At 77.0% G+C, this 24815-nt stretch carries 19 protein-coding genes; 12 read left to right on the top strand and 7 right to left on the bottom strand.

Annotated elements, in window-relative coordinates; all coding sequences use genetic code 11:
• Complete coding sequence (locus tag ACFCLZ_RS33080) at positions 1-975, bottom strand: deoxyribonuclease IV (RefSeq protein ID WP_380281563.1); 975 nt, start codon at positions 973-975, stop codon at positions 1-3.
• Positions 976-1126: 151 nt separating this feature from the next.
• Between ACFCLZ_RS33080 and ACFCLZ_RS33085 the strand changes: the two genes are divergently transcribed.
• The 3 genes from ACFCLZ_RS33085 (at position 1127) to ACFCLZ_RS33095 (ending at position 4916) form a co-directional block, all read left to right on the top strand.
• Complete coding sequence (locus ACFCLZ_RS33085) at positions 1127-2398, top strand: cytochrome P450 (RefSeq protein WP_380281564.1); 1272 nt, start codon at positions 1127-1129, stop codon at positions 2396-2398.
• Positions 2399-2632: 234 nt separating this feature from the next.
• Positions 2633-3799 carry a nitrous oxide reductase family maturation protein NosD gene (locus ACFCLZ_RS33090; RefSeq protein WP_380281565.1) on the top strand — a complete coding sequence of 389 codons (1167 nt, stop codon included), beginning with the start codon at positions 2633-2635 and terminating at the stop codon, positions 3797-3799.
• An 85-nt stretch (positions 3800-3884) separates the two neighbouring features.
• Positions 3885-4916, top strand: a complete 1032-nt coding sequence (locus ACFCLZ_RS33095) for a methyltransferase (RefSeq protein ID WP_380281566.1) — start codon at positions 3885-3887, stop codon at positions 4914-4916.
• 105 nt (positions 4917-5021) lie between these two features.
• Here the strand turns inward: ACFCLZ_RS33095 and ACFCLZ_RS33100 are convergent, their stop codons facing one another.
• Both ACFCLZ_RS33100 and ACFCLZ_RS33105 read right to left on the bottom strand, forming a co-directional pair.
• Complete coding sequence (locus ACFCLZ_RS33100; protein WP_380281567.1) at positions 5022-5702, bottom strand: class F sortase; 681 nt, start codon at positions 5700-5702, stop codon at positions 5022-5024.
• A 139-nt stretch (positions 5703-5841) separates the two neighbouring features.
• Entirely contained in the window at positions 5842-6264 is a 423-nt protein-coding gene (locus ACFCLZ_RS33105) for a hypothetical protein (protein WP_380281568.1), read from the bottom strand.
• A gap of 272 nt (positions 6265-6536) precedes the next feature.
• Between ACFCLZ_RS33105 and ACFCLZ_RS33110 the strand changes: the two genes are divergently transcribed.
• The 9 genes from ACFCLZ_RS33110 (at position 6537) to ACFCLZ_RS33150 (ending at position 22355) form a co-directional block, all read left to right on the top strand.
• Entirely contained in the window at positions 6537-6989 is a 453-nt protein-coding gene (locus ACFCLZ_RS33110; RefSeq protein WP_380281569.1) for a PPOX class F420-dependent oxidoreductase, read from the top strand.
• 75 nt (positions 6990-7064) lie between these two features.
• Entirely contained in the window at positions 7065-7958 is an 894-nt protein-coding gene (locus tag ACFCLZ_RS33115; protein ID WP_380281570.1) for a hypothetical protein, read from the top strand.
• A 371-nt stretch (positions 7959-8329) separates the two neighbouring features.
• Positions 8330-9706, top strand: coding sequence for an MFS transporter (locus ACFCLZ_RS33120; protein ID WP_380281571.1), 1377 nt, complete (start codon positions 8330-8332; stop codon positions 9704-9706).
• A gap of 25 nt (positions 9707-9731) precedes the next feature.
• Positions 9732-11063 (top strand): condensation domain-containing protein, encoded by a 1332-nt coding sequence (locus ACFCLZ_RS33125; protein WP_380281572.1) that lies wholly within the window; start codon positions 9732-9734, stop codon positions 11061-11063.
• A gap of 189 nt (positions 11064-11252) precedes the next feature.
• Positions 11253-14405 carry an amino acid adenylation domain-containing protein gene (locus ACFCLZ_RS33130; RefSeq protein WP_380281573.1) on the top strand — a complete coding sequence of 1051 codons (3153 nt, stop codon included), beginning with the start codon at positions 11253-11255 and terminating at the stop codon, positions 14403-14405.
• A complete protein-coding gene (locus ACFCLZ_RS33135; protein WP_380281574.1) occupies positions 14402-15613 on the top strand; it encodes an acyl-CoA dehydrogenase family protein in 1212 nt (403 codons plus the stop codon). The genes ACFCLZ_RS33130 and ACFCLZ_RS33135 overlap by 4 nt, the downstream gene beginning before the upstream one ends.
• A gap of 42 nt (positions 15614-15655) precedes the next feature.
• Positions 15656-17518, top strand: coding sequence for a non-ribosomal peptide synthetase (locus tag ACFCLZ_RS33140; protein ID WP_380281575.1), 1863 nt, complete (start codon positions 15656-15658; stop codon positions 17516-17518).
• A 95-nt stretch (positions 17519-17613) separates the two neighbouring features.
• On the top strand, positions 17614-19443 hold the full coding sequence (locus tag ACFCLZ_RS33145; protein ID WP_380281576.1) for a non-ribosomal peptide synthetase: 1830 nt from the start codon (positions 17614-17616) through the stop codon (positions 19441-19443).
• A complete protein-coding gene (locus ACFCLZ_RS33150; protein WP_380281577.1) occupies positions 19440-22355 on the top strand; it encodes a condensation domain-containing protein in 2916 nt (971 codons plus the stop codon). Before ACFCLZ_RS33145 ends, ACFCLZ_RS33150 begins: the two co-directional genes overlap by 4 nt.
• A gap of 67 nt (positions 22356-22422) precedes the next feature.
• On the opposite strand, the gene ACFCLZ_RS33155 is transcribed toward ACFCLZ_RS33150, so the two are convergent.
• From ACFCLZ_RS33155 to ACFCLZ_RS33170, 4 genes are read right to left on the bottom strand one after another with little or no spacing between them, the layout of a single operon-like run.
• Entirely contained in the window at positions 22423-22800 is a 378-nt protein-coding gene (locus ACFCLZ_RS33155) for a TcmI family type II polyketide cyclase (protein WP_380281578.1), read from the bottom strand.
• Positions 22801-22803: 3 nt separating this feature from the next.
• Positions 22804-23259, bottom strand: a complete 456-nt coding sequence (locus ACFCLZ_RS33160; protein WP_380281579.1) for an SRPBCC family protein — start codon at positions 23257-23259, stop codon at positions 22804-22806.
• A 1-nt stretch (position 23260) separates the two neighbouring features.
• Positions 23261-23521 (bottom strand): acyl carrier protein, encoded by a 261-nt coding sequence (locus ACFCLZ_RS33165; RefSeq protein ID WP_380281580.1) that lies wholly within the window; start codon positions 23519-23521, stop codon positions 23261-23263.
• 47 nt (positions 23522-23568) lie between these two features.
• Positions 23569-24810: a beta-ketoacyl synthase N-terminal-like domain-containing protein gene (locus ACFCLZ_RS33170; RefSeq protein WP_380281581.1), complete on the bottom strand. Its 1242-nt coding sequence runs from the start codon at positions 24808-24810 to the stop codon at positions 23569-23571.
• Positions 24811-24815: the final 5 nt, after the last annotated feature.

The following is a 24815-nucleotide window of genomic DNA, read 5'->3' on the forward strand; positions in this document are numbered from 1 at the left end:
CTAGGCGGGCACGGCGGCGCGCGCCCGCAGCGCCTTGAGCGCGGCGATGTCCCGGGCGTGGCCGGTGCCGTCGCCGCCGTGCTTGCGGTCCGGGGTCTCCACGACCAGCGGGACCCCGGCGGTCGCCGGGTGCTCGAACAGCTCGCGGAACGGCTCGGCGCCGATCAGGCCGTCGCCGATGTTGGCGTGCCGGTCCTTGCGGGCGCCGACGGCGTCCTCGGAGTCGTTGGCGTGGATCAGCCGCAGCCGGTCCGCGCCGGCGGCCGCGACCAGCGCGTCCAGCGCCGCGCGGACGCCGCCCGGGGCCGCGAGGTCGTGGCCGGCCGCGAAGGCGTGGCAGGTGTCCAGGCAGACGCCGACCCTCGGGTGGCCGTCCAGCGCGTCCAGGTACTCGGCGAGGTCCTCCATCCGCGAGCAGAGCGAACGGCCCTGGCCGGCGGTCGGCTCCAGCAGCAGCCACGGCGCGTCGTCGCCGAGCGCGTCCAGCTCGTCCAGCAGCGGGCGGACGTCCGCCCGGACCTGCGCCATCGCCTCGGCCCGGCGCGAGCCGCCGTCCGGTGCCGTGCCGACCGCCGAACCGGTGTGCAGCACCACGCCCAGCGCGCCGATCGCGTGCCCGCGCAGCAGCGAGTGGCGCAGCGAGGCGGCCGAGTGTTCGCGGGTGGCCGGGTTGTCGGAGCCGAAGTTGATCAGATACGGGGCGTGGACGTAGGCGGGGACCGCGTGCTCGGCGCAGGCCGCGCGGAACTCCTCGTCCTGCGCCGGGTTGCCGGGCGGCGTCGCCCAGCCGCGCGGGTTCGCCACGAACACCTGCACCGTCTCGGCGCCCACCCGGCGGGCGTACGCCAGGCCGGTTCCGGCCAGGCCCCGGGCCGCCACCGGCACATGGGCGCCGATCGGGTTGCGGCCGGTCCGGTCGGCGGGGGACGGCGGGTGCGCGGCGGTGGGTGCGGCGGTGGCGGTGGCGGTGCTCATGGCTCCGAGCATGGCATGCGGGCGGCCGGCTTCCCGCGCCCGGTCGTTCCCACCCGATCGGGTGAATCGGGGGAGCCCGGTCGTCCCCGGGGGGTGCGGGTCCCGTCTTGGTTCGTGAGAGCACGGAACCCGAGTGCCGAGGGAGGCACGCATGACCACCACGCAGCCGTTCGAGTCCTTCGAGACGGTCGACCTGCGCGACGCGGAGCTGGTGCGGAACCCGTTCGAGGCCTTCGCGCGGATCCGTGAACGGGCCCCGCTCGCCCGGGGCACCGTCCCGGGGGTCGAGCCGTTCTGGATCGCCACCCGTTACGAGGACGTCCGCACCGTGCTCGCCGACCCGCGCTTCGTCAACGACGCGGCCACGGTGCCCGGCGCCTGCCCCGCCCACCGCACCGAGCAGGTCTGGCGGGCGCGCGGCCTGCCGCCCGAGTGCGAGAAGTACCTGCGCGCCGGGGTGTTCGACGCGGACGGCGCCGAGCACCGGAGGCTGCGCGGCCTGGTCCACCCCTCTTTCACCGCCGGCGCCGTCGGCCGGCTGCGGCCCGGGATCGAACGGCTCGCCGAGGAGCACGCCCGCGCCCTGCGCGACCACGCCGACGCCGACGGCGCGGTCGACCTCATCGCCCGCTTCGCCTACCCGCTCCCGGTGGCCGTCATCTGCGAGCTGCTCGGCATCCCCGAGCCGGACCGGCCGCAGTGGCGCGTGTGGAGCTCCTACCTCGGCCGGGGCGCCGGTCCCGGCCTGGACGACGCGCTGCGCGCGATGGTCGCCGCCGCCCGCGAGCTGATCGACCGCCGCCGCGCCGAGCCCGACGACGGCCTGGTCTCCCGGCTCGCCGCCGCCGAGGGCGGCGCCCTCGACCCGATCGAGACGGTCTCGCTCGTCCTCAACCTGATCGTGGCCGGCCACGAGACCACGGCCACCCTGATCGGCAACGGGACGGCCGCCCTGCTCGCCCACCCCGAGCAGCTCGCCCGGCTGCGCGCCGACCCCGGCCTGCTCCCGGCCGCCGTCGACGAGCTGATGCGCTGGTGCGGCCCGACGCTCGGCGCGCTGCCGCGCTACGCCACCGAGGACGTGCGGCTCGCCGGGACGCTCGTCCGCAAGGGCGAGGCCGTGATGCCGATCCTCGCCGGGGCCAACCACGACCCCCGCGTCTTCGCCGAGCCCGAGCGGCTCGACCTGGGGCGGGCCACCGCCCCGCACCACGAGGTCCACCTCGGCTTCGGCTACGGCGCCCACCGCTGCCTCGGCGCGGTGCTCGCGCACGAGGAGGCCGTCGCCGCCTTCGGCGCCCTGCTGCGCTGCTACCCCGGCCTCGCGCTCGCCGTCGCCCCGGCGGAGGTGCGGCGCGGGCCCAACCCGGTCGCCTGGCACCTGGCGGAGCTGCCGGTCCGGCTGGGGGCGCCGATGAGCTGACGCGCCACCACCGTCCACCCGGTCCGGACCTGCCGGGCCCGACCCGCCCGGCCCGACGCCCCGTCAGTCCGGCAGCCCAACCCTGGTGGCGGGGGCACCCGCGCACCCCTAGCGTCGGTTCGGCCGACACCCACCGGCCGTCATCCCCCGCTCACCTTGCGTCACCGTGCCGATGGCCCCCACGAGCGCGTCGGGGCTCCCACGCGGCGGCGTGCCAGAAAGCAGGTCACCTCTATGCCCACGCGACGGGTCCACCACCTCGCCGCGGCCACCGCCGCCGCCACGACCGCCCTGACCACCGTCCTCACCGCCATCGGCGCCGCGCCCGCGCACGCCTCCGGCGAACTGCACGTGGTCGCACCCGGAGAGTCGATCCAGAAGGCCCTCGACGCCGCCCACCCCGGCGACACCGTGCAACTGCTCCCCGGCGAGTACCGGGGCAGCGTCCGGATCAGCACGCCCGACCTCACCCTGCGCGGCGCCGGCCCGGACAGCGTGATCCTCCCGGCCGCCGCGACCACCGACCAGGCGGCCGCCGCTCCTGCCGCTGCCGCCGCCCCCGCCGCTCCTGCCCCCGCCGCTCCCGCTCCCGCTCCCGCCGCCGACGGTGCCGCGGCCTGCGCCGCCGCCGGCCACGGCCTCTGCGTGGCCGGGACCGACGGCCGCCCGCTCGACGGCGTCACCGTCGAGGCGCTCGCCGTCACCGGCTTCCCCAAGAACGGCATCAACGCCACCGGCACCACCGGTCTGACCGTCCGCTCCACCTACGTCCACGACAACGGTCAGCAGGGCATCAGCCAGGAGAAGTCCACCCGGGGCGTGATCACCGCCAACGAGTCCACCCGCAACGGCCAGTCCGGCGTCTTCCTCGCCAACTCCGTGGACAGCGAGGGCGGCGCCCTCTCCACCGACGGCACCCTGGTCACCGGAAACGTGCTCACCGACAACCGGATCGGCGTCACCGTGCGCCGGCTGCGCGACCTGAGCATCGAGCGGAACCGGATCCACGGCAACTGCGGCGGGGTCTTCATCGTCGGCGACGAGGGCGTGCCCCGGGCCGGCGCGCTCACCGTCCACCGCAACCAGGTCGTCGCCAACAACCGCTACTGCCCGCCCAACCCCCGGCTGGACCACATCCAGGGCGCCGGCATCGTGCTCACCGGCGCCGAGGAGACCGCGGTGACGGAGAACGAGGTCCGCGACAACGTCGGCGCCTCACCGTTCTCCGGCGGCATCGTGCTCGTCCACAGCGTGGTCGGCGTGGCCAACGCCCGCAACACCGTCGCCGACAACCTCGTGCTCGGCAACGGCCCGGCCGACCTCGCCGACCGCGACACCGGCACCGACAACGCCTTCGAACGCAACCAGTGCGCGGTCTCCGAGCCGGCCGGCCGCTGCTGACCGTCCGTCCGCCGCACCCGAGGCACGCCGCCGCACCCCGAAGCCCCCGCGCCCTCCGTTCCCGCAGAAAGCAGAGAAACGGTCCATGACCACCGCACCCGCCACCACCCCGCAGGCCGCCATGCGCCTGCGGGAGCTCGTCTTCGGCGCCGCCTGCGCCGCCGCCGTCCGCGCGGCCGCCCGGCTCGGTGCCGCCGACGCGCTCGGCGACACCCCCACGACCGTCACCGACCTCGCCGCCGACCTCGGCACCGAGCCCCGGCAGCTGCGCCGCCTGCTGCGCGCCCTCACCTGCTACGGCATCTTCGAGGAACACGACGGCGACCGCTTCGCCCACACCGAGATGTCCCGGCTGCTGCGCGAGGACGCCCCGAACAGCCTGCGCTACATCTCCCTCTGGTGCACCGAGCCGTGGACGTGGGAGGCCTGGCCGAAGCTGGACGAGGCGGTGCGCTCGGGCCGCAACGTCTTCCCGGAGCTGTTCGGCAAGGAGTTCTTCGACTACCTGCACAGCGACGGGGGCGAGTCCGCCAAGGTCTTCGACAAGGCGATGACCACCTCCAGCCGGCAGTCCGCCGCCGACTTCGCCGCCTACCTCGACCTCACCGGCATCGACTCGGTGGTCGACATCGGCGGCGGTCAGGGCCATGTGCTCGCCAGCCTGCTGGAGAAGCACCCGGCGCTGCACGGCACCCTGCTGGACCTGCCCAAGGTGGTCGCCGGCGCCGATCCCCGGCTGCGCGACGGCGGCGCCTTCGCCGACCGGGCCCGGCTGGTCCCCGGCGACTGCCGGGTGGACATCCCGGTGGTCGCCGACCTCTACATCATCAAGAACATCCTGGAGTGGGACGACGGGAGCACCCGCCGCACCCTGGCGAACGTGGTCGCGGCGGCTCCCCGGGGCGCCCGGGTCGTGGTGGTCGAGAACCTCGTCGACGACAGCCCCTCGATGCGGTTCACCACCGCGATGGACCTCATGCTGATGCTCAACGTCGGCGGCGCCAAGCACTCCGAGGCGAGCATGGTCCGGCTGATGACCGAGGCCGGCCTGGAGGTCCGCGAGGTCCGCCCGGTCAACCCGTACCTGCACGCCTTCGAGGCCGTCGTACGCGGCTGATCCTCCGGCGGGGGCCGGTCCGTCAGGGGCCGGTCCTCCCCTCGCCACGCGGTGACCGCCGGCCCTCCCTCGGGAGGGGCCGGCGGTCACCACGCCCCGGGGTGCTCACGCCTTGCGCGAGGACTCCAGGTGCGCGAAGACCACCACGTTGTCGAGGTAGTCCCGGCGCTTCTTGTCGTAGGTGCCGCCGCAGGTGATCAGCCGCAGCTGCGCGTCGGGCGTCCTCCCGTAGACCCGCTGGTCGGGGAAGGCGTCCTTGGCGAAGGTCTCGACGCCGTCGACCGCGAACACGGCGACGGTGCCGTCGGCCCGCTGGATCTCCACCTTGTTGCCCGGCAGCATCAGGCTGAGCAGCAGGAACACCGCCGGCCCCTTGCGGGTGTCGACGTGCCCGGCGACCACCGCGGCGCCGCGCTCGCCGGGCGAGACGCCGTCGCGGTACCAGCCGACCAGGTTCTTGTCGTCCGGCGGCGGGGCGTTGAGCTGCCCGGAGGGGTTCAGGGTGAGCTCGGTGAAGGGGGCGTCCACGTTGATCTGCGGGATGCGCAGCCGGGCCGGCTTGGACCGGTCCAGCGGCGCCGCCGCCTCGACCGGCGCGGCGGGCGCGGCGGCGGCCCCCGAGGGGGCGTCGAAGGGCGCGGTGGCGGCCGGGGGAGCGGCCTGCCCCGGGGTGGACCCGTCCGCCGGGACGGTGTCCACCGAGTTGTAGATCAGCAGCAGGCCGAGCGCCGCGGCGCCCATGCCCGTGCGCAGCAGCCGGGAGGTTCCGGGGATCAGACCGGCCATCGTCGCTCGCACTCCTCTCCGGGGCCCGCACTCCGGAGGCCGCGGGCCCGACACGGCGAAGCGCCGCCCCGCGCGCCTCCGCCGCGCCCGGCGTACCGGGCGCGGGCCACAGGAAGGAGGCGGCGGGAACGGCGCGTGGTCAGATGGCGGCGTCGGCGGTGCGGCGGCCGCGGCGCAGCGCGATCGCGCCCGCCCCGAGTCCGCCGAGCAGCAGGACCGCGCCGGAGGCGAGGCCGCCGCCGGAGAGCGCCAGCCCGCCGCCGCCGGTGTGCACGCCGCCGTGCGGGGCCTTCTCCTCGCCCTTGGCCTCGTAGCCCTTGCCCTCCGAGCCCTTGCCCTCCGAGCCCTTGCCCTCGGCCTTCTGCTCCTCGGTGCCGGAGGAGCCGTTCTGCTTCTCCTCCCAGGTCTTCTGGCCCTCGGCGCTGGCGGCCTTGTCCTGCTTCTCCTGCCAGGTCAGGTTCTTGCCCTGGTCGGAGGCGCCGTCGGCGAAGGCCAGCGGGGTACCGACGGTGAGGGCCGCGGCCACGGCGGCCCCGGCGAGCAGCGTGCGTGCAGAACGCATGATGATGATCCTTCCGGCGCGGTACCCGCGATCGCCGACACGTCGTCGGCCAGGGGACTCACGGGCGGGCGCCTGATCCAACGTCAACCACGGTGGCGGCGGCTGCCACCGGAAGGCGGCAGCGGCGGCCCGGCCGGTGAGCCCTTCGGGTGGAAGTCCCGGGCGTGTTCACCCGAGTGCCCTGGGCGGTCCGGGTGACGTGCGCGGGCGGGGGAGCGAAGCGCGGGCGGGCGAGCGGAATGCGGTCGGACGGGGGCGGGCAGACTCGGCGCATGGTCGAGATCTCGAAGGACGTCCGGGAACGGATCGAGGCGGGGCACATCTGGTACGTCGGCACGGTCAACGCCGACGGGTCGCCGCACGTGAGCCCGATGTGGGTGGGGACGGAGGGGGACCTGCTGCTGTTCAACACCTCCGTCGGACGGGTCAAGGAGCGCAACCTGCGGCGGGACCCGCGGGTCTGCCTGTCGCTCGCCGACCCCGCCGACCCGTACGACCGGGTGCAGATCCGGGGGCGGGTGGTGCGCTTCGTCGAGGGCGAGGAGGCGGAGCGGAACATGGACCGGCTGGCCCGCACCTACCTCGGCGTCGAGCGCTATGGCTGGGTAGTCCCGGGGGAGCGGCGGGTGGTCGTGCTGATCGAGCCGACCAGGGTCAGCCGGGTGACCGGTGTCGAGCCGCTCCCGCCGGGCGCCCCCGGAGCCACCCCGCCGGACGGCCGCTGAGCGCCCGCCCCCGGGGAACCGTCCGTCCGCAGGCGCGTCTATCTTGAGGGGCCACGGACACGAGAGGGGCGGGACATGGGCACGGCCGGAAGGAAGGTGGCCGCTGCGGCGGCGACGGGTGTGCTGCTGGCGGCGGTGGCGGCTTGCGGCTCGGGAGGCTCGAAGCACTCCGGGGACACGGCGAAGGGTGCCCCGACGGCTTCGGCGAGCCCGGGCGCGTCGGCCGGGGCCGCCACGGGGGCCGCCACCGGGGCCGCCGACACCCCGGCGACCCCGGCCGGCACCCCGGCGGCGGGCGGCTCTCCGTCGGCCGCTCCCGCGTCGGCCGGTGCGACGGCTCCGGGCGCCCCGGCGGGCGGCACCGTCGGCGGCCCGGCCGACGGTGCGTCGACCGCCTCCGCGTCGACCGTCTCCCCGTCGGCCGGTGCCGGGCAGCCGGCCACCGGACCCGACTCGGACACCCCGGTGCTCGACTCCGCACTCGTCGCGCAGCTCCTGCCCGACCAGAAGGCGATGACGGGCTGGGAGGAGGAGAAGCGCCGGGTCGACACCGCCGACCACGCCACCACCTGCACCGCCGTCGCGCCGTGCACCGGCAAGCCGCTGAGCGGGCAGGCCCGGTACAGCGTCGGCGAGGTGACCGTGCGCTTCGGCGTCGACACCCTGCCCGGCCGCGCCCAGGCGCAGGACCGCCTCAAGGAGGTGTACGCCGCCTACGGCGACACCGCCAAGTACGGCCCGGCGGACATCGGCCCGCTCGGGACGGAGAGCCGCGCCTTCCAGGGCCAGCTCGCTGGCCGGGACGGCGTGGCGGTCGTGCTCCGCGCCGGCACGGTGGTCGCCACCGTCACCACCGAGGGCGGCCCGGTGGACCCGGCGGGCACCCGGCGGCTCGCCGCGATGCTGGTCAAGCGGATCGAGCAGGCCCAGGCGGGCCGCACCCCGGACGCCGGGCTCGACCCGGCCTGACGTGAGCTCGGCGGCCCCCGGACCCGACCCCGGTCCGGGGGCCGCGTGCGTGTGGATACCACGCCCGGGCCACCATGAGGTGACGGAGCGTCAACACCTCTTGCGTTCAGGCCAAGTTGAGGATGGGCGTCCGCTGGCGCGAAAGTACCAGTCCGGATAGCGGACGCCAAAATGGACGGCGTGCGCCCGAGGACCGGCCGGTGCGTCCGCGCTGGTCATGCCCGCCCGCCCGGGCGTCGGGCCGAAGCCGGCGGCGCGGGTCGAAGTCGAGGGGAGGCCGAAGGGGCGGCGGTATCCGGACGATTCGGGCGGGGGCCGGAATCCGGCCAGCCGGTTGCCCGGTAGCGAAGCGGTAACCGAGAGTCGAACCGATGAACGGAACGCCTCGCCCCTCCCGTACCGATCCGCTCGCTCCGCCCGCCCGCCGGGACTTCCGGCTCCTGCTCTCGGGGGCCGTCGCGGCGCAGGCGGGCAGTCAGGTCACCCTGGTCGCACTGCCGTTGGTGGCGGTGGTGGAACTCGACGCCACGCCCTTCCAGGTCGGCCTGCTGACCGCCGCCGAGACCGCGGCCTTCCTGTTGGTCGGCCTGCCCGCCGGCGCCTGGCTGGACCGGATGCGCAAACTGCCCGTCCTGATCCGCTCCGACGTCCTGCGCTGCCTCGCTGTCGGGTCGATCCCGCTCGCCGCCGCGCTGGACGCGCTCAGCCTGCTCCAGCTCTACCTGGTGGCCCTGGTCACCGGGGTGGCGACGGTCTTCTTCGACGTCGCCCACCAGTCCTTCCTCCCGGTGCTGCTGCCGCGCGAGCGCCTGGTGGCGGGCAATGGCGCGATCGAGACCGTCCGTTCCTCCGCCCAGATCGCCGGTCCCGGCCTGGGCGGCGGACTGGTCCAGCTGCTCGGCGCACCGCTGGCGATCGTCGCCGACGCGGCCGGCTACCTGCTCTCGGCGGCGCTGCTCGCCAGGATCCGCGCCGAGGAGCGGCTGCCCGCGCCCGAGCCCGGGCGCTCGCTGCGCGCGGACATCGGCGAGGGCCTGCGGTTCGTCACGCGGCACCCGCTGCTGCGGGTGATCGCGGCGACCACCGCGCTGGCCAACCTGTTCGGCGCCGTGCTGATGGCGGTGCAGACCGTCTTCTGGGTGCGGGTGCTGGACCTCTCGCCGGCCGCGATCGGGATCCTGCTCTCGGTCACGGCGGTCGGCGGGCTCGCCGGTGCGCTGTGCGCGGGCCGCCTCGCGGAGCGGATCGGGCAGGCCCGGCTGATCTGGCTCGCCCCGCTGGTCACCGCGCCGTTCGCGCTGCTGTGGCCGCTCGCCGACGGCGGCGCCGGGGCGGTGCTGTTCGCGGTCGGCGGGGTGGTGGTGCTGTTCGGCGCGGTGGTCTACAACGTCGCCCAGGTGAGCTTCCGGCAGGGACTCTGCCCGCCCCGGCTGCTCGGCCGGATGAACGCCACCATGCGGTTCCTGGTCTGGGGCACCCTGCCGCTCGGCGCGCTGCTCGGCGGCGCCGTCGCCGACGCGGCCGGTCCGCGCGCCGCGCTCTGGCTCTGCGCGGCGGGCTTCCTGGTGGTGCCCGGGCCGCTGCTGCTCTCGCCGCTGCGCGGCCTGCGGGACCTGCCGTCCGCGCCGCCGGACGCGGACCCGGACGGCGGCCCGGACGCGGACCCGAGCGGCGACCCCGCCGACCGCCCCGCCGACCGCCCGGCGGACGCCGTCGGGACGGACCCCCTGGACATCCGAACGCCCTGAACCGAACCGAAGCGGAGAACCTCCCGTGCACTCCAGCATCACGGCCGCCTACCTCGCCCGCTACCGGTCCCTCGCCTCCGCCTCCGAGGCCGCCCCGGCGGGGCTGCTCCCGCTCACCGGCGCCCAGCGCCGCTTCCTGATCACCCGCCGCCGCGACCCGCGCGGCCGGACCGACGTCGTCCCGCTGTTCTTCGCCTTCCCGCGCGGCACCGTCGACCTGCCCCGGCTGCGCCGCGCCGCCGTCCGGCTGGCCGACCGGCACCCGGCGCTGCGCGGCGAGTTCACCGTGCTGCGCGGCACCCCGGTGCTGCGGCTGGGCGAGCCGTCCGTCGAGGTGGCCCGCGTCGCGGTCGAACCCTCGGACACCCCGGAGCGAGCGCGGACCCCGGACGGACCGGGCCGGGCCGCGCTGCGCCGGGCCCTGCTGGACTGGCCCGCCGACGGGCCGGTGCTGCGCCTGCTGCTGGCGGCCGGGCCGGACGACGAGGAGGAACTGCTCGCCGTCGCCCTGGACCACGCCGCCTGCGACGAGCAGTCGCTCGGCCTGGTCACCGACGGGCTCGGCGCCGCGTACACCGCGGACGACGCAACCCCCACCCCCAGCACCACCCGCGCCGAGGGCGTCGAGGCCTACCGGGCTGCGGTGGAGGGCCAGTTGGCCGCCGAGGCGAGCGCCGCGAGCCAGGCCGCGCAGGCGTACTGGGCCGCCCGGCTCGGCGCCCTCGCCGAGCCCCCGCCCGGGGCTAGCCCGGCGGGGGCCGCCTGGTCGACCGGGATGGCCGTCGAGCGGCTGCCCGCGGTGACCGGGGCCGCCCGCGGCGGGGTGTTCCCCGCCCTGCTGGACGCCGTCGCCGCCGCCGCGCACCGGCTCGACGACGACGACGATCGGGTGCTCGCGCTCGGCTACCCGTGGGGCGGCCGCCCGGCCGACGCCGCCCCCGTCCTCGGCTGCTTCCTCAACACCCTCGTCCACCCGGCGCCGCCCGCCCCGCCCCGCGACCTCGACACGCTCGGCGCCGCCTGGTGGGACGACCTCGAGCACGCGGACACCCCGTACGACGAGGTGGTGCGCGCCGCCCGCTCGGCCGGGGCGGGCTGGTCCGGCACGCTCGACGGGCTGCTCACCTTCGAGGACCTGCACCGCCGCCCGCCGCTGCTGCTCGGCGGGGCCGCCGGGCGGGAGGTCCACCTGGCGGGCCGTCCGCTCGCCGCGCCGCTCGCGGTCTCCGCCTCGCACGGCGAGGACCTGCTGGTCCGGCTGGCCTGGGACCGCGAGCGCTACCCGCAGGCCGCGGCGGAGGCGGCCTTCGCGGTCCTGCTTGCCACCCTGCGCCGCCACCTCGGCACGCCGGCCTGACCCGCACCGCGCCCCCCGCACGCACGCACCGCCCCCCGCAGACCGTACCCGCGCGCCGCCCCGGTGCGCCCCGACCACCCCGCCGCGCCCGCCACCACCCCCGGCGCGCCCGGCCCCGGCGGGCCCCACGGCGCCCGCCCCCGGCACCGTCGAACCCAACAACCACCCGACACCACCAGGGAGTTGCCCATGTTCGCACTGTCCTCCTCGCAGGAGATCGTCTGGCTGCACGAGCAACTGCAGCCCGGCAGCCGCGCCTACAACTTCACCGCCGCCCTCGACCTCTGGGGCCCGCTCGACACCGACGCACTGCGCGCCGGCCTCACCGCCGTGCTCGCCCACCACCCCGGTCTGCGGCTCGAACTGGTAGAGCGGGCCGAGGGGTTGCCGCTCCAACGGGTCGGCACCCGGAGCGAGCCCCGGCTGCGCACCAGCGACCTGAGCGCCGAGCCCGACCCCGAGGCCGCGTTCCGGACCCTGCTCGCCGCCGAGGCCGCGGAGCCGCTGGACACCACCGAGGCCCCGCTGCTGCGCTGGCACCTCGCCCGGCTCGGCACCGACCACCACCGGCTGATCCACGTCGAGCACCACCTGGTGCACGACGGCCACTCCTTCGCGATCCTGCTGCGCGACCTCTTCACCGTCTACCGCGCGCACGCGCTCGGCACCGCCGACGCCGTCACGCTGCCCGCCGCGCCCTCCTACGAGGACCACGTGCGCACCGCCGGCGCCGCCCGGGAGGCCGACCGCGAGCGCGGACTCGCCTACTGGACCCGGGAGTTGGCCGACGCCCCGTTCGATCTCGCGCTGCCCGGCCTGGCCCGCCCCGGCGCGCACCGCCGCCACCGCGGCGGGCAGCTGCGCCAGTCGATCGGCGCCGACCTCGCCGAGCGGCTGCGCGAGCGCGCCAAGGCCGACGGGCACACCCCGTTCTCCACCCTGCTGACGCTCTTCGCCGAACTGCTGCGGCGCCACAGCGGCCACCGCGAACTGGTGGTCGGCACCGCGGTCGGCAACCGCCCGCCCGGCTTCGAGGGCACGGTCGGCATGTTCGTCAACACCGTGCCGCTGCGCCTGCGGCTCGACCCGGCGGCACCCGGCACGGAGGCCGTGGACGAGGTGACCGACGTGCTGTTCCGCGCCCTGCCGCACCAGGACGTCCCCGTCCAGGAGCTGACCCGCGCGCTCGGCCGGCACACCGGCGGCGCCGACAACCCGCTGTTCGGCGTGATGTTCAGCGCGCACGACGCGCCGCTGCCCGACGTCCGGGTGCCCGGCCTGGAGGTCTCGCTGTACGAGGGGTTCAACACCGGCACCACCCGCTTCGACCTCGACCTCGTGCTGCTGCCCGACGACCGCCGGGTGGTCGGCGAGAAGCACGGCGCGGCCGGGATGACCCTGGTCTGGGACTACGACGCGGACCTGTTCGGCGAGCCGGTCGCCACCCTCCTCGCGGACCGCCTGCTCGACCTGCTGCGCGGCTACCTCGACGGCCCGGACGCCCCGCTCGCCGACCTCGCGGCCCCGCCCTCCCGGGAACCGGCCACCACGGCCACAGCCACCACCACCGCCCCCGAGCCGGCCGACCTCGACCCCGCCGCCGCCCACGACCCCACCGCGCTCGCCCTGCTCGCCGGCACCGAGCGGCTGAGCTACGGCGACCTCGACCGCCGCGTCGGCGCACTCGTCGAGCGGCTGCGCGCCGCCGGGGTGACCCCCGGCCAGCCGGTCGCCACCGTCCTGCCGCGCGGCGTGGACAGCGTCGTCGCCCTGCTCGCCTGCCTGCGGTACGGCGCGGTGTACGCCCCGCTGTCCGCCGAGGACCCGCGCTCCCGGCTCACCCTGCTGCTGGACCGGCTCGCCCCCGCGCTGGTGCTGGCCACCCGGCAGAGCGCGCTCGCCCTGCCCGCCGGCGCGACCCCGGCGCTGCTGGACGGCCCGCCGTTCCCCAAGGCCGAGCCCGCCGCCGTGCTCGACGGCGCCGCCTACCTCATCCACACCTCGGGTTCCACCGGCGTGCCCAAGCCGGTCCTGGTCGGCCGCGGCGCGCTCGCCCGCTGGACCACCGCGATCGCCGCCCGCTACGGGCTGGGCCCCGCCGACCGGGTGCTGCTGTTCGCCCGCCCCTCCTTCGACGTGGCGCTGGAGGAGGTGCTGCCCTCGCTGGTGGCCGGCGCCGCCCTGGTGGTGCCGCAGCGCGAGGTGCCGACCGGCCCCGAGCTGGTCGCCGTGCTGGCCGCCCGCGGCGTCACCGTCGCCAACCTGCCCACCAGCTACACCCTCGCCGTCCGCACCGATCTGCGCGAGGCGCTGGCGGACGGCCGATGGTCCCCGCGGCTGCTGGTCCTCGGTGGCGAGCGGCTGCCCGCGAGCGCCCTGCGCGGGCTGACCGACGGCACCGCCGTCACCGTCCTCAACGCCTACGGCGTCACCGAGGCCACCGTCACCTCCACCGTGCACGAGATCACCGCCGCGGACCGCACGCGGGACGGCGGGGCCGCCGACGCCGCCGAGATCCCGCTCGGCACCGAACTGCCCGGCGTACGCGTGCACGTCCTGGACACCGGCGGACAGCCGCTGCCGCCCGGCGCCGTCGGCGAACTCGCCGTCGGGGGAGCGGTGCTGGCCGACGGCTACCTCGGCCTGCCGGAGGCCACCGAGGCCCGGTTCACCGCCCTGCCCGCACTCGGCGGCGAGCGCGTCTACCGCACCGGCGACCGCGGCTACCGCGACCTCGACGGGCGGCTGCGCTTCCTCGGCCGCCAGGACAACCAGGTCAAGCTGCGCGGCTTGCGGATCGAACCGGAGGAGATCGAGGCCGCCGCCTCCGCCGAACTCGGCGGCCGCTCCTGCGCCGTCGTCCTGCACCGGGACGACACCGCGGGCCCCCGCCTGCTCGGCTTCCTCGACGGCGGCCCGCAGCCCGACCAGGCCGCCCTGCACGCCGCGCTGGCCCGCCGGCTGCCCGCCGGCCTCGTCCCGGCGAGCTGGACGGCCCTCGACGCCATGCCGCTGCTGCCCGGCGGCAAGCCCGACCGGACGGCGCTCGCCCGGCTGGCCGCCGAGGCGCCCGAGCCCGCCGGGCCGGCCGACGCGGCCGCGCCGCAGCCCTTCACCGACCCGGCCCAGTCGCTGATCGCCGAGGCCTGGCGCGAGGTGCTCGGCCACGACCGGTTCACCGCCGACTCGCACTTCTTCGAGGTCGGCGGCCACTCGCTGCTCGCCGCGCGGCTCGCCGCCTGGCTGGAGCCGCGCCTCGGCGGCCGGCCCCCACTGCGCGCCCTCTTCCAGCACCCCGTCCTGGCCGACCAGGCCCGCGCCCTGACCGGAGGCCGGAAGTGACCCCGAACCCGCCCCTCACCTCCGCCTCCGGCCTCTCCGCACCCTCCGCCGTCCTGGAGGCCGAGCACCGCGAACTCACCGACGCCTTCGAGAGCTTCGTGCGCCGGGAGCTCGACCCGCTCGCCGCCGAACTGGCCGAATCCGCCGGACAGCCGCCCGCCGATCTGCGGGCCTACGTGCGCAAGCGCTCCGCCGCCCTCGGCTTCTACGCCGGCGACTACCCCGAGGAACTCGGCGGCTCCGGCATGCCGTTCACCGCCGTCGTGCAGCTCCACCACGCCGCCGGCCGCAGCGGCTGCCCGCTCGCCCCCTACGCGCTGGCCGGCTCCGACGGCCCCAGCCCGCTGCTGCGGCACGGCACCCCCGAGCAGATCGAACGCCACCTCGTGCCGCTGGTCCGCGGCGAGCGCACCCGCTGCCTGGCGCTCACCGAACCGCAGGCCGGCTCCGACGCCTTCCGGCTCACCACCACCGCCGTCCGCGACGGCGACGGCTGGCTGTTGAACGGCCGCAAGACCTTCGTCAGCAACGCCGACCGGGCCGACCTCGCGCTCGTCGTGGCCGCCACCGACCTCGGCGACGGCGCCGGCCCGACCGCCGGCGCCACCGCCTTCGTCCTGCCCATGGACCACCCCGGGCTGCGCATCGGCCAGCGCTACGAGGGCATGTCCGGCGAGCCGCTGTTCGAGCTGACCCTCGACCGGCTGCACGCCCCGACGGCCGCCGTCATCGGCGGCGAGGCCGGCGTCGGCGCCGCCACCGGGCTCGCCATGGACAGCCTCTCCCGGGGCCGGCTGGTGGTCGCCGCGATGTGCAACGGCATCGCCGAGTACGCGCTGCGGCTCGGCGTCGAGTACGCCCGCGAACGGCGCGCCTTCGGACAGCCGATCGGCGACTACCAGCACGTCCAGGAGCACCTGGTGCGCACCCGCGCCGAGGTCGAGGCCGCCAAGCTGCTCACCCTCGCCTGCGCCCGGCTGGTCGACGACGGCACCGAGGCCCCCGAGAACGCCGCGCTCGCCAAGCTGACCTCCTCCGAGACCGCCGTCCGCGCCGTCGACCGCTCGCTCCAGGTGCACGGCGCCACCGGCTGGGTGCGCGGCCACCCGCTGGAGTACCTCTACCGCTACGTCCGGATGACGACCATCATCGAGGGGACCTCCGAGGTCCAGAAGGTGATCGTGGCCCGGGCCATGGGTCTGGGCTGACCCCGTACCGACGACCATCGACCGACGTCCGGAGGACTGACCATGACCATCACCCCGGCCCGCCCCGTGCCCGGACTCCTGCCCGGCCTCTCCGTCTCCCACGGCCGCCCGCACCGCGACGGCGCCGTCCTCGACCTGTTCACCAGCTGGGCCCGCCGCACCCCGCACGCCCCCGCGCTGATCGACGGCGACCTGACCCTGGGCTACGCCGAACTCGACCGCCTCGCCGACGAGGTGGCCGGGCAGCTGGCCGAGCAGGTGCTGCCCGGCGAGCTGGTGGGCCTGTGCCTCGACCACTCCGCCGCGCTGGTCGCCGCCACCCTGGCCGTCGCCAGACTCGGCGCCGTCCACCTGCCGCTCGGCCCGCGCCCCGGCGAGCGCCGGCTGCGGGCCGTCGCCGAACAGCTGCGCCCCGCCTGCCTGATCGGCGACCGGGCGCTGCTGCCGCCCGTCCACCGGGACGGCCGGCACCTCCCGCTCGCCGCCCCCGGCGCGGCCGGGGTGGTGGCCGCCTTCGCCGGTCCCGCGGGCGGTGACGGGCCCGCCGCCGTCGCAGCCCCCAAGGGTGCCCAGTACACCGTGCTGACCTCCGGCTCCACCGGCCTGCCCAAGGCCGTCGCCGTCGGCCAGACCGCGCTCGGCGCCCTGCTCACCTGGTACCGCGAGCTGACCGGCCTCGGCCCCGGCGACCGGCACAGCCTGCTCATCGGCGTCGCCTTCGACCCGCACCTGATGGAGCTGTGGGCGGCCCTCAGCTCCGGCGCGGCGCTGGTCGTCGCCCCCGACGCCGTCCGCTGGGACCCGGCCGCGCTCACCGACTGGTGGCGCACCGCCGGCGTCACCGTCGGCGTACTGCCCACCCCGCTCGCCGAACCCGTCCTGGACCGCCCCTGGCCCCGCGGCCTGCCGCTGCGCCACCTCATGATCGGCGGCGACCGGCTGCGCCGGGCTCCCGGCCCGGACGTCACCGCGACCGTCCACAACGCCTACGGCCCGGCCGAGGCCACCGTCGTCACCACCGTGCACACCATGGCCCCGGGCGCCGAGCACGGCACCGGCGCGCCGCCGATCGGCCGGCCGATCCCCGGCGCGATCGTCCTGGTGACCGACGAGCACGGCCGTCCGCTGCCGCGCGGCGAGGCCGGCGAACTGCGGATCGGCGGCCAGGGCCTGGCCATCGGCTACCTCGACGCCGACCTCACCGCCGAGCGCTTCGTCTCCGCGCCCGACGAGGTCGACGGCACCGACCGGGTCTACCGCACCGGCGACCGGGTGCTGATGCGCCCGGACGGGGTGCTGGAGTTCCTCGGCCGGCTGGACGACCAGGTCAAGGTCAGCGGCGTGCGGATCGAGCCGGCCGAGGTCGAGGCCGCCCTCGAACGCGACCCCCGGGTGCGGCGCGCGGCCGTCGTCGCCCGCTCGGCCCCGGCCGGCGGCGGCGCCCAGCTGCTCGCCTTCGCGCAGCCCGCCGCCGAGGGCGGGCCGGTGGACGGCGCCCTGCTGCTGGACGCCGTGCGGGCCTGGCTGCCGGAGCAGGCCGTGCCGGGCGTGCTGCGGCTGGTCGACACCTTCCCGCTGGACGCCAACGGCAAGATCGACCGGGCCGCGCTGGTCAAGGCCGAGGAGGCCGTCGCCCAGCAGGGGGAGCGGCCCGGGACCGAGGAGGCCACGCCCACCGAGCGCAGCGTCCTGCGGCTCTGCCGTGCGCTGCTCGGCCGCACCGGCCTCACCCTCGCCGACAACTTCCTGGACGCGGGCGGCACCTCCGTCACCGCGGCCCGGCTGCTCGCCGCCCTGGAGGAGGAGTGCGGCGTGCGACTGCGCGCCCCCCTGCTGCTGCGCCAGCCCGATCTGCGCGCCGTCGCACGGCTGATCGACGAGCGCCGTCCGAGCGCCGCCGGCTGACCGGCCGCCGCCGCTCCCCTCCCTCCCACCGTCTCCCTCCCACCGTCGCACGGCGCCCCGGCTCCCCGCCGGGGCGCCCGGAAGGCTGACCACCCATGACCTCTCCCGTCACCACCGTCCCGGCGCTCGTCGCCAAGCAGGCCGCCGAGCGCCCCGACGCACTCGCCGCGACCGACGGCAGCACCACCCTCACCTATCGCGAACTGGCCACCGCTGCCATCCGGCTGGCCGGCGAACTGACCGCCCTCGGGATCCGCCCGGGCAGTGCCGTCGGCCTGCTGTGCGCCCGCGCCGCCCGCCTCGCCGTCGCCCAGCTCGCCGTCTGGTGGGCCGGCGCACACGTCGTCCCGCTCGACCCCGCGTACCCGCGCCCCAGGCTGCACGCCATGCTCGACGACGCCGACGTCCGACTCACCCTCGGGGACAAGGCGCTGCTGGCCGAGGCGGGTCTGCCCGAGGACCGCGTGCTGGTCCTCACGGAACTCGGCCCCACCGTGATCGCCGCCGCACCCGCGACGCCGCCCGCGCCCCCGGCCCCGGACGCCGCCGCTTTCGTCTACTACACCTCCGGATCCACCGGCCGCCCCAAGGGCGTCCTGGTCCCGCACAGCGCCGTTGCCGACCTGGTCACGGCCGCTGACGGCATCGCCCTCGGCCCCGGCGACCGGGTGCTGCACCACTCGCCGGTCGCCTTCGACGCCGCCACCTTCGAACTGTGGGGTCCGCTGGCGCGCGGCGCCGCCGTCGCGCTGTCCCCGGCCGAACGGCCCAGCGCCGAGGAACTCACCCGCGACGTCGAGCGGTTCGGCGTCACCACCGCATTCCTCACCACCGCGCTGTTCCACCAGCTGGCCGCCCGCCGCTCGCGGATCTTCGGCGTGCTGCGCACCGTGCTGGCCGGCGGCGAGGCGCTCTCCGCCGAACACGCCGCCGCGGTGCTGCGCGCCTTCCCCTGGCTCGACCTGTTCAACGTCTACGGGCCCACCGAGGCCACCACGTTCACCACCCTGCACCGCGTCCGGCCCGCCGACGACGGCGGGCCGGTGCCGATCGGCCGCCCCTTCGGCGGTGCCCGCACCCTCGTCCTCGACGAGGAGTGCCGGCCCGTTCCGGACGGCACCCGCGGCGAACTGTGGATTGCCGGCGCCCGGGTGGCGCTCGGCTATCTCGGCCGGCCCGAGCTGACCACCGAGCGCTTCGCCGACCTCCCCGGCACCGGCCGCGCCTATCGCACCGGCGACCGGGTGCTGCGGCGCCCCGACGGGGTGCTGGAGTATCACGGGCGGCTGGACGACCAGGTGAAGGTGCGCGGCTTCCGGATCGAGCCCGGCGAGGTCGAGCACGCGCTGCGGAGCCTGCCCGAGGTCGCCGAGGCGGCGGTCGTGGTCCGCCGGGCCGGCCGCGAGGACGCCGCGCTCACCGCCTGCGTGGTCCCCGCCGAGGGCTGCCGGCCGGCGCCCGAGGCGCTCCGCCGCCGGCTCGCCGAACGGCTCCCCGCCCATCTGGTGCCGACCGCCTGGACGGTGCTGGACGCCCTGCCGCTCACCGGCAGCGGCAAGGTGGACCGGCGCGCGCTGGCGGCCGAGGACGAACCGGCCCAGGACGGGCCGGCCGAGGACGGGCCGGCGCGGCCCGCCGCGGGGGAGCCCGCCGCCCTCGGCCCGATCGAGCAGGTCGTCGCGGCCGCCTGGTCGCGCGCCCTGGAACGCGAAGTGACCAACCCCGCGGCGGACTTCTTCGCCGAGGGCGGCCACTCGCTGCTCGCCATGTGGGTCGTCGACGACCTCCGCGAAGACCTCGGCGTCGAACTCCCGCTCGGCGACTTCCTGCACCACCCCACCGTGGCCGCCCAGGCCGTCCTGATCGAACGCGCCCTGCTCGCGGCCGAGTCCGCCGAGCCGCACCTCCAGGAGCCCGCCCGATGACCGCCCCCGGCGCCCCCGGCGCCCCCGGCGCCCCCGGCGCGCCCGCCGCCCCCGCCGACCAGGCCGACCTGCTCCGCCGCGCCCGCCGCCGCACCTCGGCCCCCGGGAACGCCGCAGCCGCCGCCTCCGCCACCCGCACCCCGGGCCCGGTGCCGCGCGGCACCGGCCCCGGCCCGGCCCCGCTCTCCCACGCCCAGCAGCGGATGTGGCTGATGGAGCGCCTCGGCCAGGGCGGTCCCCGCTACCACGTCCCGCTCGCCACCCGGCTGCGCGGCCCGCTGGACCTCGACGCCCTCGCCGCCGCCCTGACCGGCCTCACCACCCGCCACCACGTCCTGCGCACCCGCTACGGCCACCACGACGACCGCCCCCACCAGCAGACCGGGCCCGCCGCCGCCGTCCCGCTGCCCGTCCGCGAGGCCGCGCCCGAGGCCGCCGCCGCCGTGCTGCACGCCGAGGCGGCCCGGCCGTTCGACCTCGCCACCGGCCCGGCCCTGCGCGCCCTGGTCGTCCGGCACGCCCCCGACGACCACACCCTGCTGCTCACCCTCCACCACATCGCCGTGGACGGCGGCTCGCTGCCCGTCCTCGCCGCCGAACTCGCCGCGCTCTACGCGGCCGCCGTCGACGGCCGCCCGTCCGGCCTGCCCGAACCGGAGCTCCAGTACGCGGACTACGCCCGCTGGGAGCGCGCCCGCGACGACCGGCTCGCCGCGGCGGCCGCCGAGCGGGCCGCCCACCTCGCCGGCGCCCGCCCGCTGCCCCTGCTGCGCGCCGTCCCGCCCGCCAGCCCCGAGCGGGGCGCCGTCCTGCACGCCGCCCCGCTCACCGCCGGGACCCTCGACGGCCTGCGCCGGCTCGGCGCCCGGCACGGCGCGACCCCGTTCACCGTCGTGCTGGCCGCCGCCTTCGCCGCCCTGCGCACCGCCACCGGGGCGTCCGACCTCGTCCTCGGCTGCGCCGGCGGCCACCGCGCCCGGCCCGAACTGCGCCGGCTGATCGGCCTGCAGGTCAACACCCTGCCCGTGCGCGCCCGTCTGCCCGAGCCCGACGGCGACCCGGCCTTCACCGAGCTGCTGGCCGCCGTCCGCACGGCGCTGCTCGACGCCCAGGAGCACCACGACGTGCCCTTCGACCTGGTCGTCGAACGCCTCGGCCCCGCCGCCCGGGGCGAGGACGGCGCCCCGCTGCTCGCCGTGAGCTGCGACCTGGTCCGCCCGGCCGAGCCGCTGACGCTGCCCGGCCTCACGGCGGAGGCCGTCGAGGTCGACCTCGAACGCGCCAAGTTCGGCCTCACCCTGCTGGTCGAGGAGGGCCCGCGCCCGCGCTGCCTGCTGCAGCACGACCCGGCGGCGCTGGACGAACCGACCGCCCGCCGCCTGCACGCGGCCTTCACCGAACTGCTCACCGCGCTCGCCGCGGACGCCGACCGGCCGCTCTCCCGGCTCCCCGGCGCACGCCTCCCCACCCCGGCCCCCGCGCCCGCCCGCAAGGAGCACCCCGCCGTCACCGCCCTGCTCGCCGACCCCCGGGTCACCGACGCCGCGCTCCACCTCGCCGACCACGGCCCGGCCCTCGCCTACGCGAGCGTCCGCGGCCCGGTCGCCCCCAGCGGCGCCGAACTGCGCGCCGCCCTGCGTCGCCGGCTCGCCGAGCCCGGGCACCTGCCGCTCGCCGTCACCCTGGTGGACCGCGTCCCGCGCCGTCCCGACGGCACCCTCGACCCCGCCCGCCTCCCCGGTCTCCCCACCGCCCACCTGACCGCCGTCCTCGACGCCTTCGCCGACCTGCTCGGCACGCGGCCGGCGGCGGACGGCGACTTCCTCCGGCTCGGCGGCCACTCCCTGGTGGCGGTGCAGTTGGCCGAACGGCTGCGCACCCGCCTCGGCCTGCCGCTGACCGGCCTGGACGTCCTGGAGCGGCGCACCCCGCGCGCCCTGGCCGCGCTGCTCGCCGCCCGCGCCGCCGAACGCCGGACCACCGGCCGCCGCCCCGCCCCCGGGGCGCTCTCCACGCGGGCCGGGACGGTGCTGCTCACCGGCGCCACCGGGGGCGTCGGCGCGGCCGTCCTCCAGGAACTCCTCGCCCAGGGCCGCCCCGTACGGGCGCTGGTCCGCCCCGAGTCGGCCCACCTGGTGGCCGGCGCCGGCGTCGAGCCGGCCGAGGGCGACCTCGCCGACCCGGACAGCCTGCGCCGGGCCGTCGCGGGCGTGGACACCGTCATCCACGCCGCCTGCACCTTCACCGAGCACGCCGTCGACGTCGCCGCGACGCGCGCGCTGGTGGAGGGCTGGCGCGGCACCGGCGGGTTCGTCCTCGTCAGCAGCGTCGACGCCTACGGCCGTCCCGCCCCGGGCGAGGTGCCCGAGGGAGCCCCCTCGGCCGGACCGCTCAGCGCCTACGGCCGGGCCAAGCTCGACTGCGAGCGGATCGTGCTGGACGCCGCCCCGCGGGCCCGCGGCCCGGTCTCGGTGGTCCGCTCGCCGATCGTCTGGGGCCCGCACCGGCGGCTGCGCGACCAGCTCCGCTGGGGCGCCACCGGCGCGCTGTACCAGGCCGCGCTGGCCGGCCGTCCGATCCTCCTGCCGCCCTTCGACGGCGGCTGGACGGGCGCCGGCTGGGTGCACTCGGCGGCGCTCGCCCGGGCCGTCGCGCAGAGCGCCGAACGCGCCCCCGGCCGGATCGTCAACGCGGTGACCGGCCACGTCTCCTGGGCCGACCTCACCGCCGAACTGGTCCGGCTGCTCGGCTCGCCGAGCCCCGTCGCGCACGGCCCGGACGCCGACCCCGAGCTGCTGCGCCCCTGGCACTACCGGGCCGACGCGCTGGCCGCGGTGCTGCGCCCGGAGCCCGGGGAGGACTGGCGTGCCGTCCTCGCCGCGATGACGGCGGGGACCGCCGCCGGAGGCTGAGCACGGGCGGACACCCCGGGGCCCGGAAGGCCCGCGGGGTGTCCGCCCGGTCACCGCCGACGCGCGCTCAGCCGCGGCGCTCCCAGCGGTAGAACTCACGCGCCATCGCGTCCTTCGGCCCCCGCCAGGTGGCCGGGTCGTAGGCCTGGACGTAGGCGGTGAGGGCGTCGCTGATCGCCCGGAACTCGGGGTGGCCGGTCACCTGGGCGACGGACGGGCCCGGCGGGTGGTCCGCCTCGATCAGGTGCAGGTAGACGTCGCCGAACTGGAACAGGCTCCGGCCCGTCACCCCGATCAGGTGCGGGAGTTCGCCGCGGTTGTCGGACTCGGCGAACACCTCGGCGATGCCGGCGGCCGCGTCGGGCTTCATCCGGGCGACGATCAGGGCGCGGTGGGTGTGCGCCGTCCCGGGCACGCTCCCGGGGGTGGTCACGGGGGATGCCATGGCTCAGACCTCCGCTGCCTTCTTCTCGACCTTCTCGCGGATCAGCTGCAGCTGGATCCGGGAGTTGCGGTTGATGTGGTTGACCATGCCCTCGTCGTCGACCGGGGCGGTGGGCTTCATCGCGAAGTCCTGCACCCAGCGCATCCGGGTGCCGGCCGGCACCTCGGCGTACTCCCAGCGGATGTCCATGAACTCGAACGGGCCGGGCTCGACGCGCCGGGCGCTGACCGCCAGCTCGGAGCGGTCGGTGGTGCGCTCGGACACCCAGCTCCAGATCTTGCCGTCCTCGTCGGGGTGCATGGTCAGCCGGAACCGCACCCGGTCGCCCTCGCGCTCCAGCACCTCCACCGAGGCGTACTCGCTGAACAGCTGCGGCCAGTTCTCCAGGTCGTTGGTGATCTCCCAGACCAGGTCGAGCGGGGCCGCGATGACGATCTCGTTGTCGGTGTGTCCGGGCATCTCAGGCACCCGCCTTCGCGGTGACCACGGCGTTGACCAGGTCCAGGAACTCGGCCGGGGTCTTGGCCGACTCCGCGCCGTTGGTGACCTTCACACCGTGCCGGTTCTCCAGCTCGCCGACCACGCCGAGCAGGCCGAGGGAGTCCACGCCGAACTCGTCGAAGGCGGCGCCGGGGCGCTCCAGGGCGGCCGGGTCGATCGCGACGCCGGCCCGGGCCTGGATGAGCGCCGCGAGTTCGGGATAGTTGAGGGTGTTGCTCACGGGATGTCCCTTCGTTGCGAGCGAATGGTGAACGGGTGGAGCGGGGGTCAGGACGGCTCGCCGCGCCGGAGCACCAGCGCCGCGTTGGAGCCCATCAGCCCGCGGCTGAGCACCAGCGCGGTGCGCAGTTCGGCCGGGCGGGCGCGGCCGGTCACCAGGGCGAGGTCGTGGACGACCTCGGTGACGTTGGGGGTGGGCGGCAGGACGCCGTCCTCCATGGCGAGCACGGCGGCGGCGGTGTCCAGCGCGGGGGCGCCGCAGTAGGCCCGCCCGGTGCCGGACTTGGGGGCGGTGACCGGGACCCGCTCGGCGTAGGGGCCGAGCGCGTCGGCCAGCGCGAGCGCCTCGGCGCGGTCGGCGGCCGGGACGCCGAGGGCGTCGGCGAAGACCACGTCGATCTCCTCCGCCGCGACCCTGGCCCGCTCCAGGGCGATCCGGATCGCCGCGGCCAGGCCCTCCCGGGACTCCGCCCAGCGGGAGGCGCCGGTGAAGGTCGCGGCGTGGCCGACGATGTGCGCCCGGACGGCGGCCCCGCGCCGGCGGGCGGTCGCCTCGTCCTCCAGCAGCAGCATCGCGCCGCCCTCGGCGGGGGCGAATCCAACCGCGTCGGGGGAGAACGGCAGGTAGGCCCGGTCGGGCCGGTCCGCGAGGCTCAGCTCGGGGTAGCCGAGCTGGCAGACCATCGAGTAGGGCGCGAGCGGGGCCTCGGCGGCGCCGACCACCACCGCGGCGGTGCCGTTCTCGACGGCCCGGGCGGCGTGCGCGATCGCGTCCAGGCCACCGGCCTCGTCGCTGGCCACCACCGCGCACGGGCCCTTGTAGCCGCCGCGGATGGAGATCTGGCCGGTGCTGGCGGCGTAGAACCAGGCGATGGACTGGTAGGGGCCGACGAACTGCGGTCCCTTGCCCCACAGTTGCTGGAGCTCGCCCTGGCCGAACTCGCCGCCGCCGGAGCCGGCCGCGGTCACCACGCCGACCGCGTACGGCTGTTCGGGGTCGGGGGTGAACCCGGCGTCCGCCACCGCCTGGTCGGCGGCGGCCATCGCGTAGTGCGTGAACCGGTCGGTCTGCACCAGGTAGCGGTCGTCGACGGCGCCGCGCGGGTCGAAGTCCCGCACCTGGCCCGCGATGCGCAGGGGGAGGTCCGTGCAGCCCTCGCGGGATATCCGGTCGAGGACGCTCACGCCCTGCCGGGTGGCCTTCCAGAAGGCGTCGGCCCCCACGCCGTTCGGCGCGACCACGCCCAGGCCGGTGATCACCGCCCGGCGTTCCTGCTGACGTGACGTCATGGATC

It is taken from the genome of Kitasatospora purpeofusca (assembly GCF_042691725.1).
Lineage (GTDB): Bacteria > Actinomycetota > Actinomycetes > Streptomycetales > Streptomycetaceae > Kitasatospora > Kitasatospora purpeofusca_B.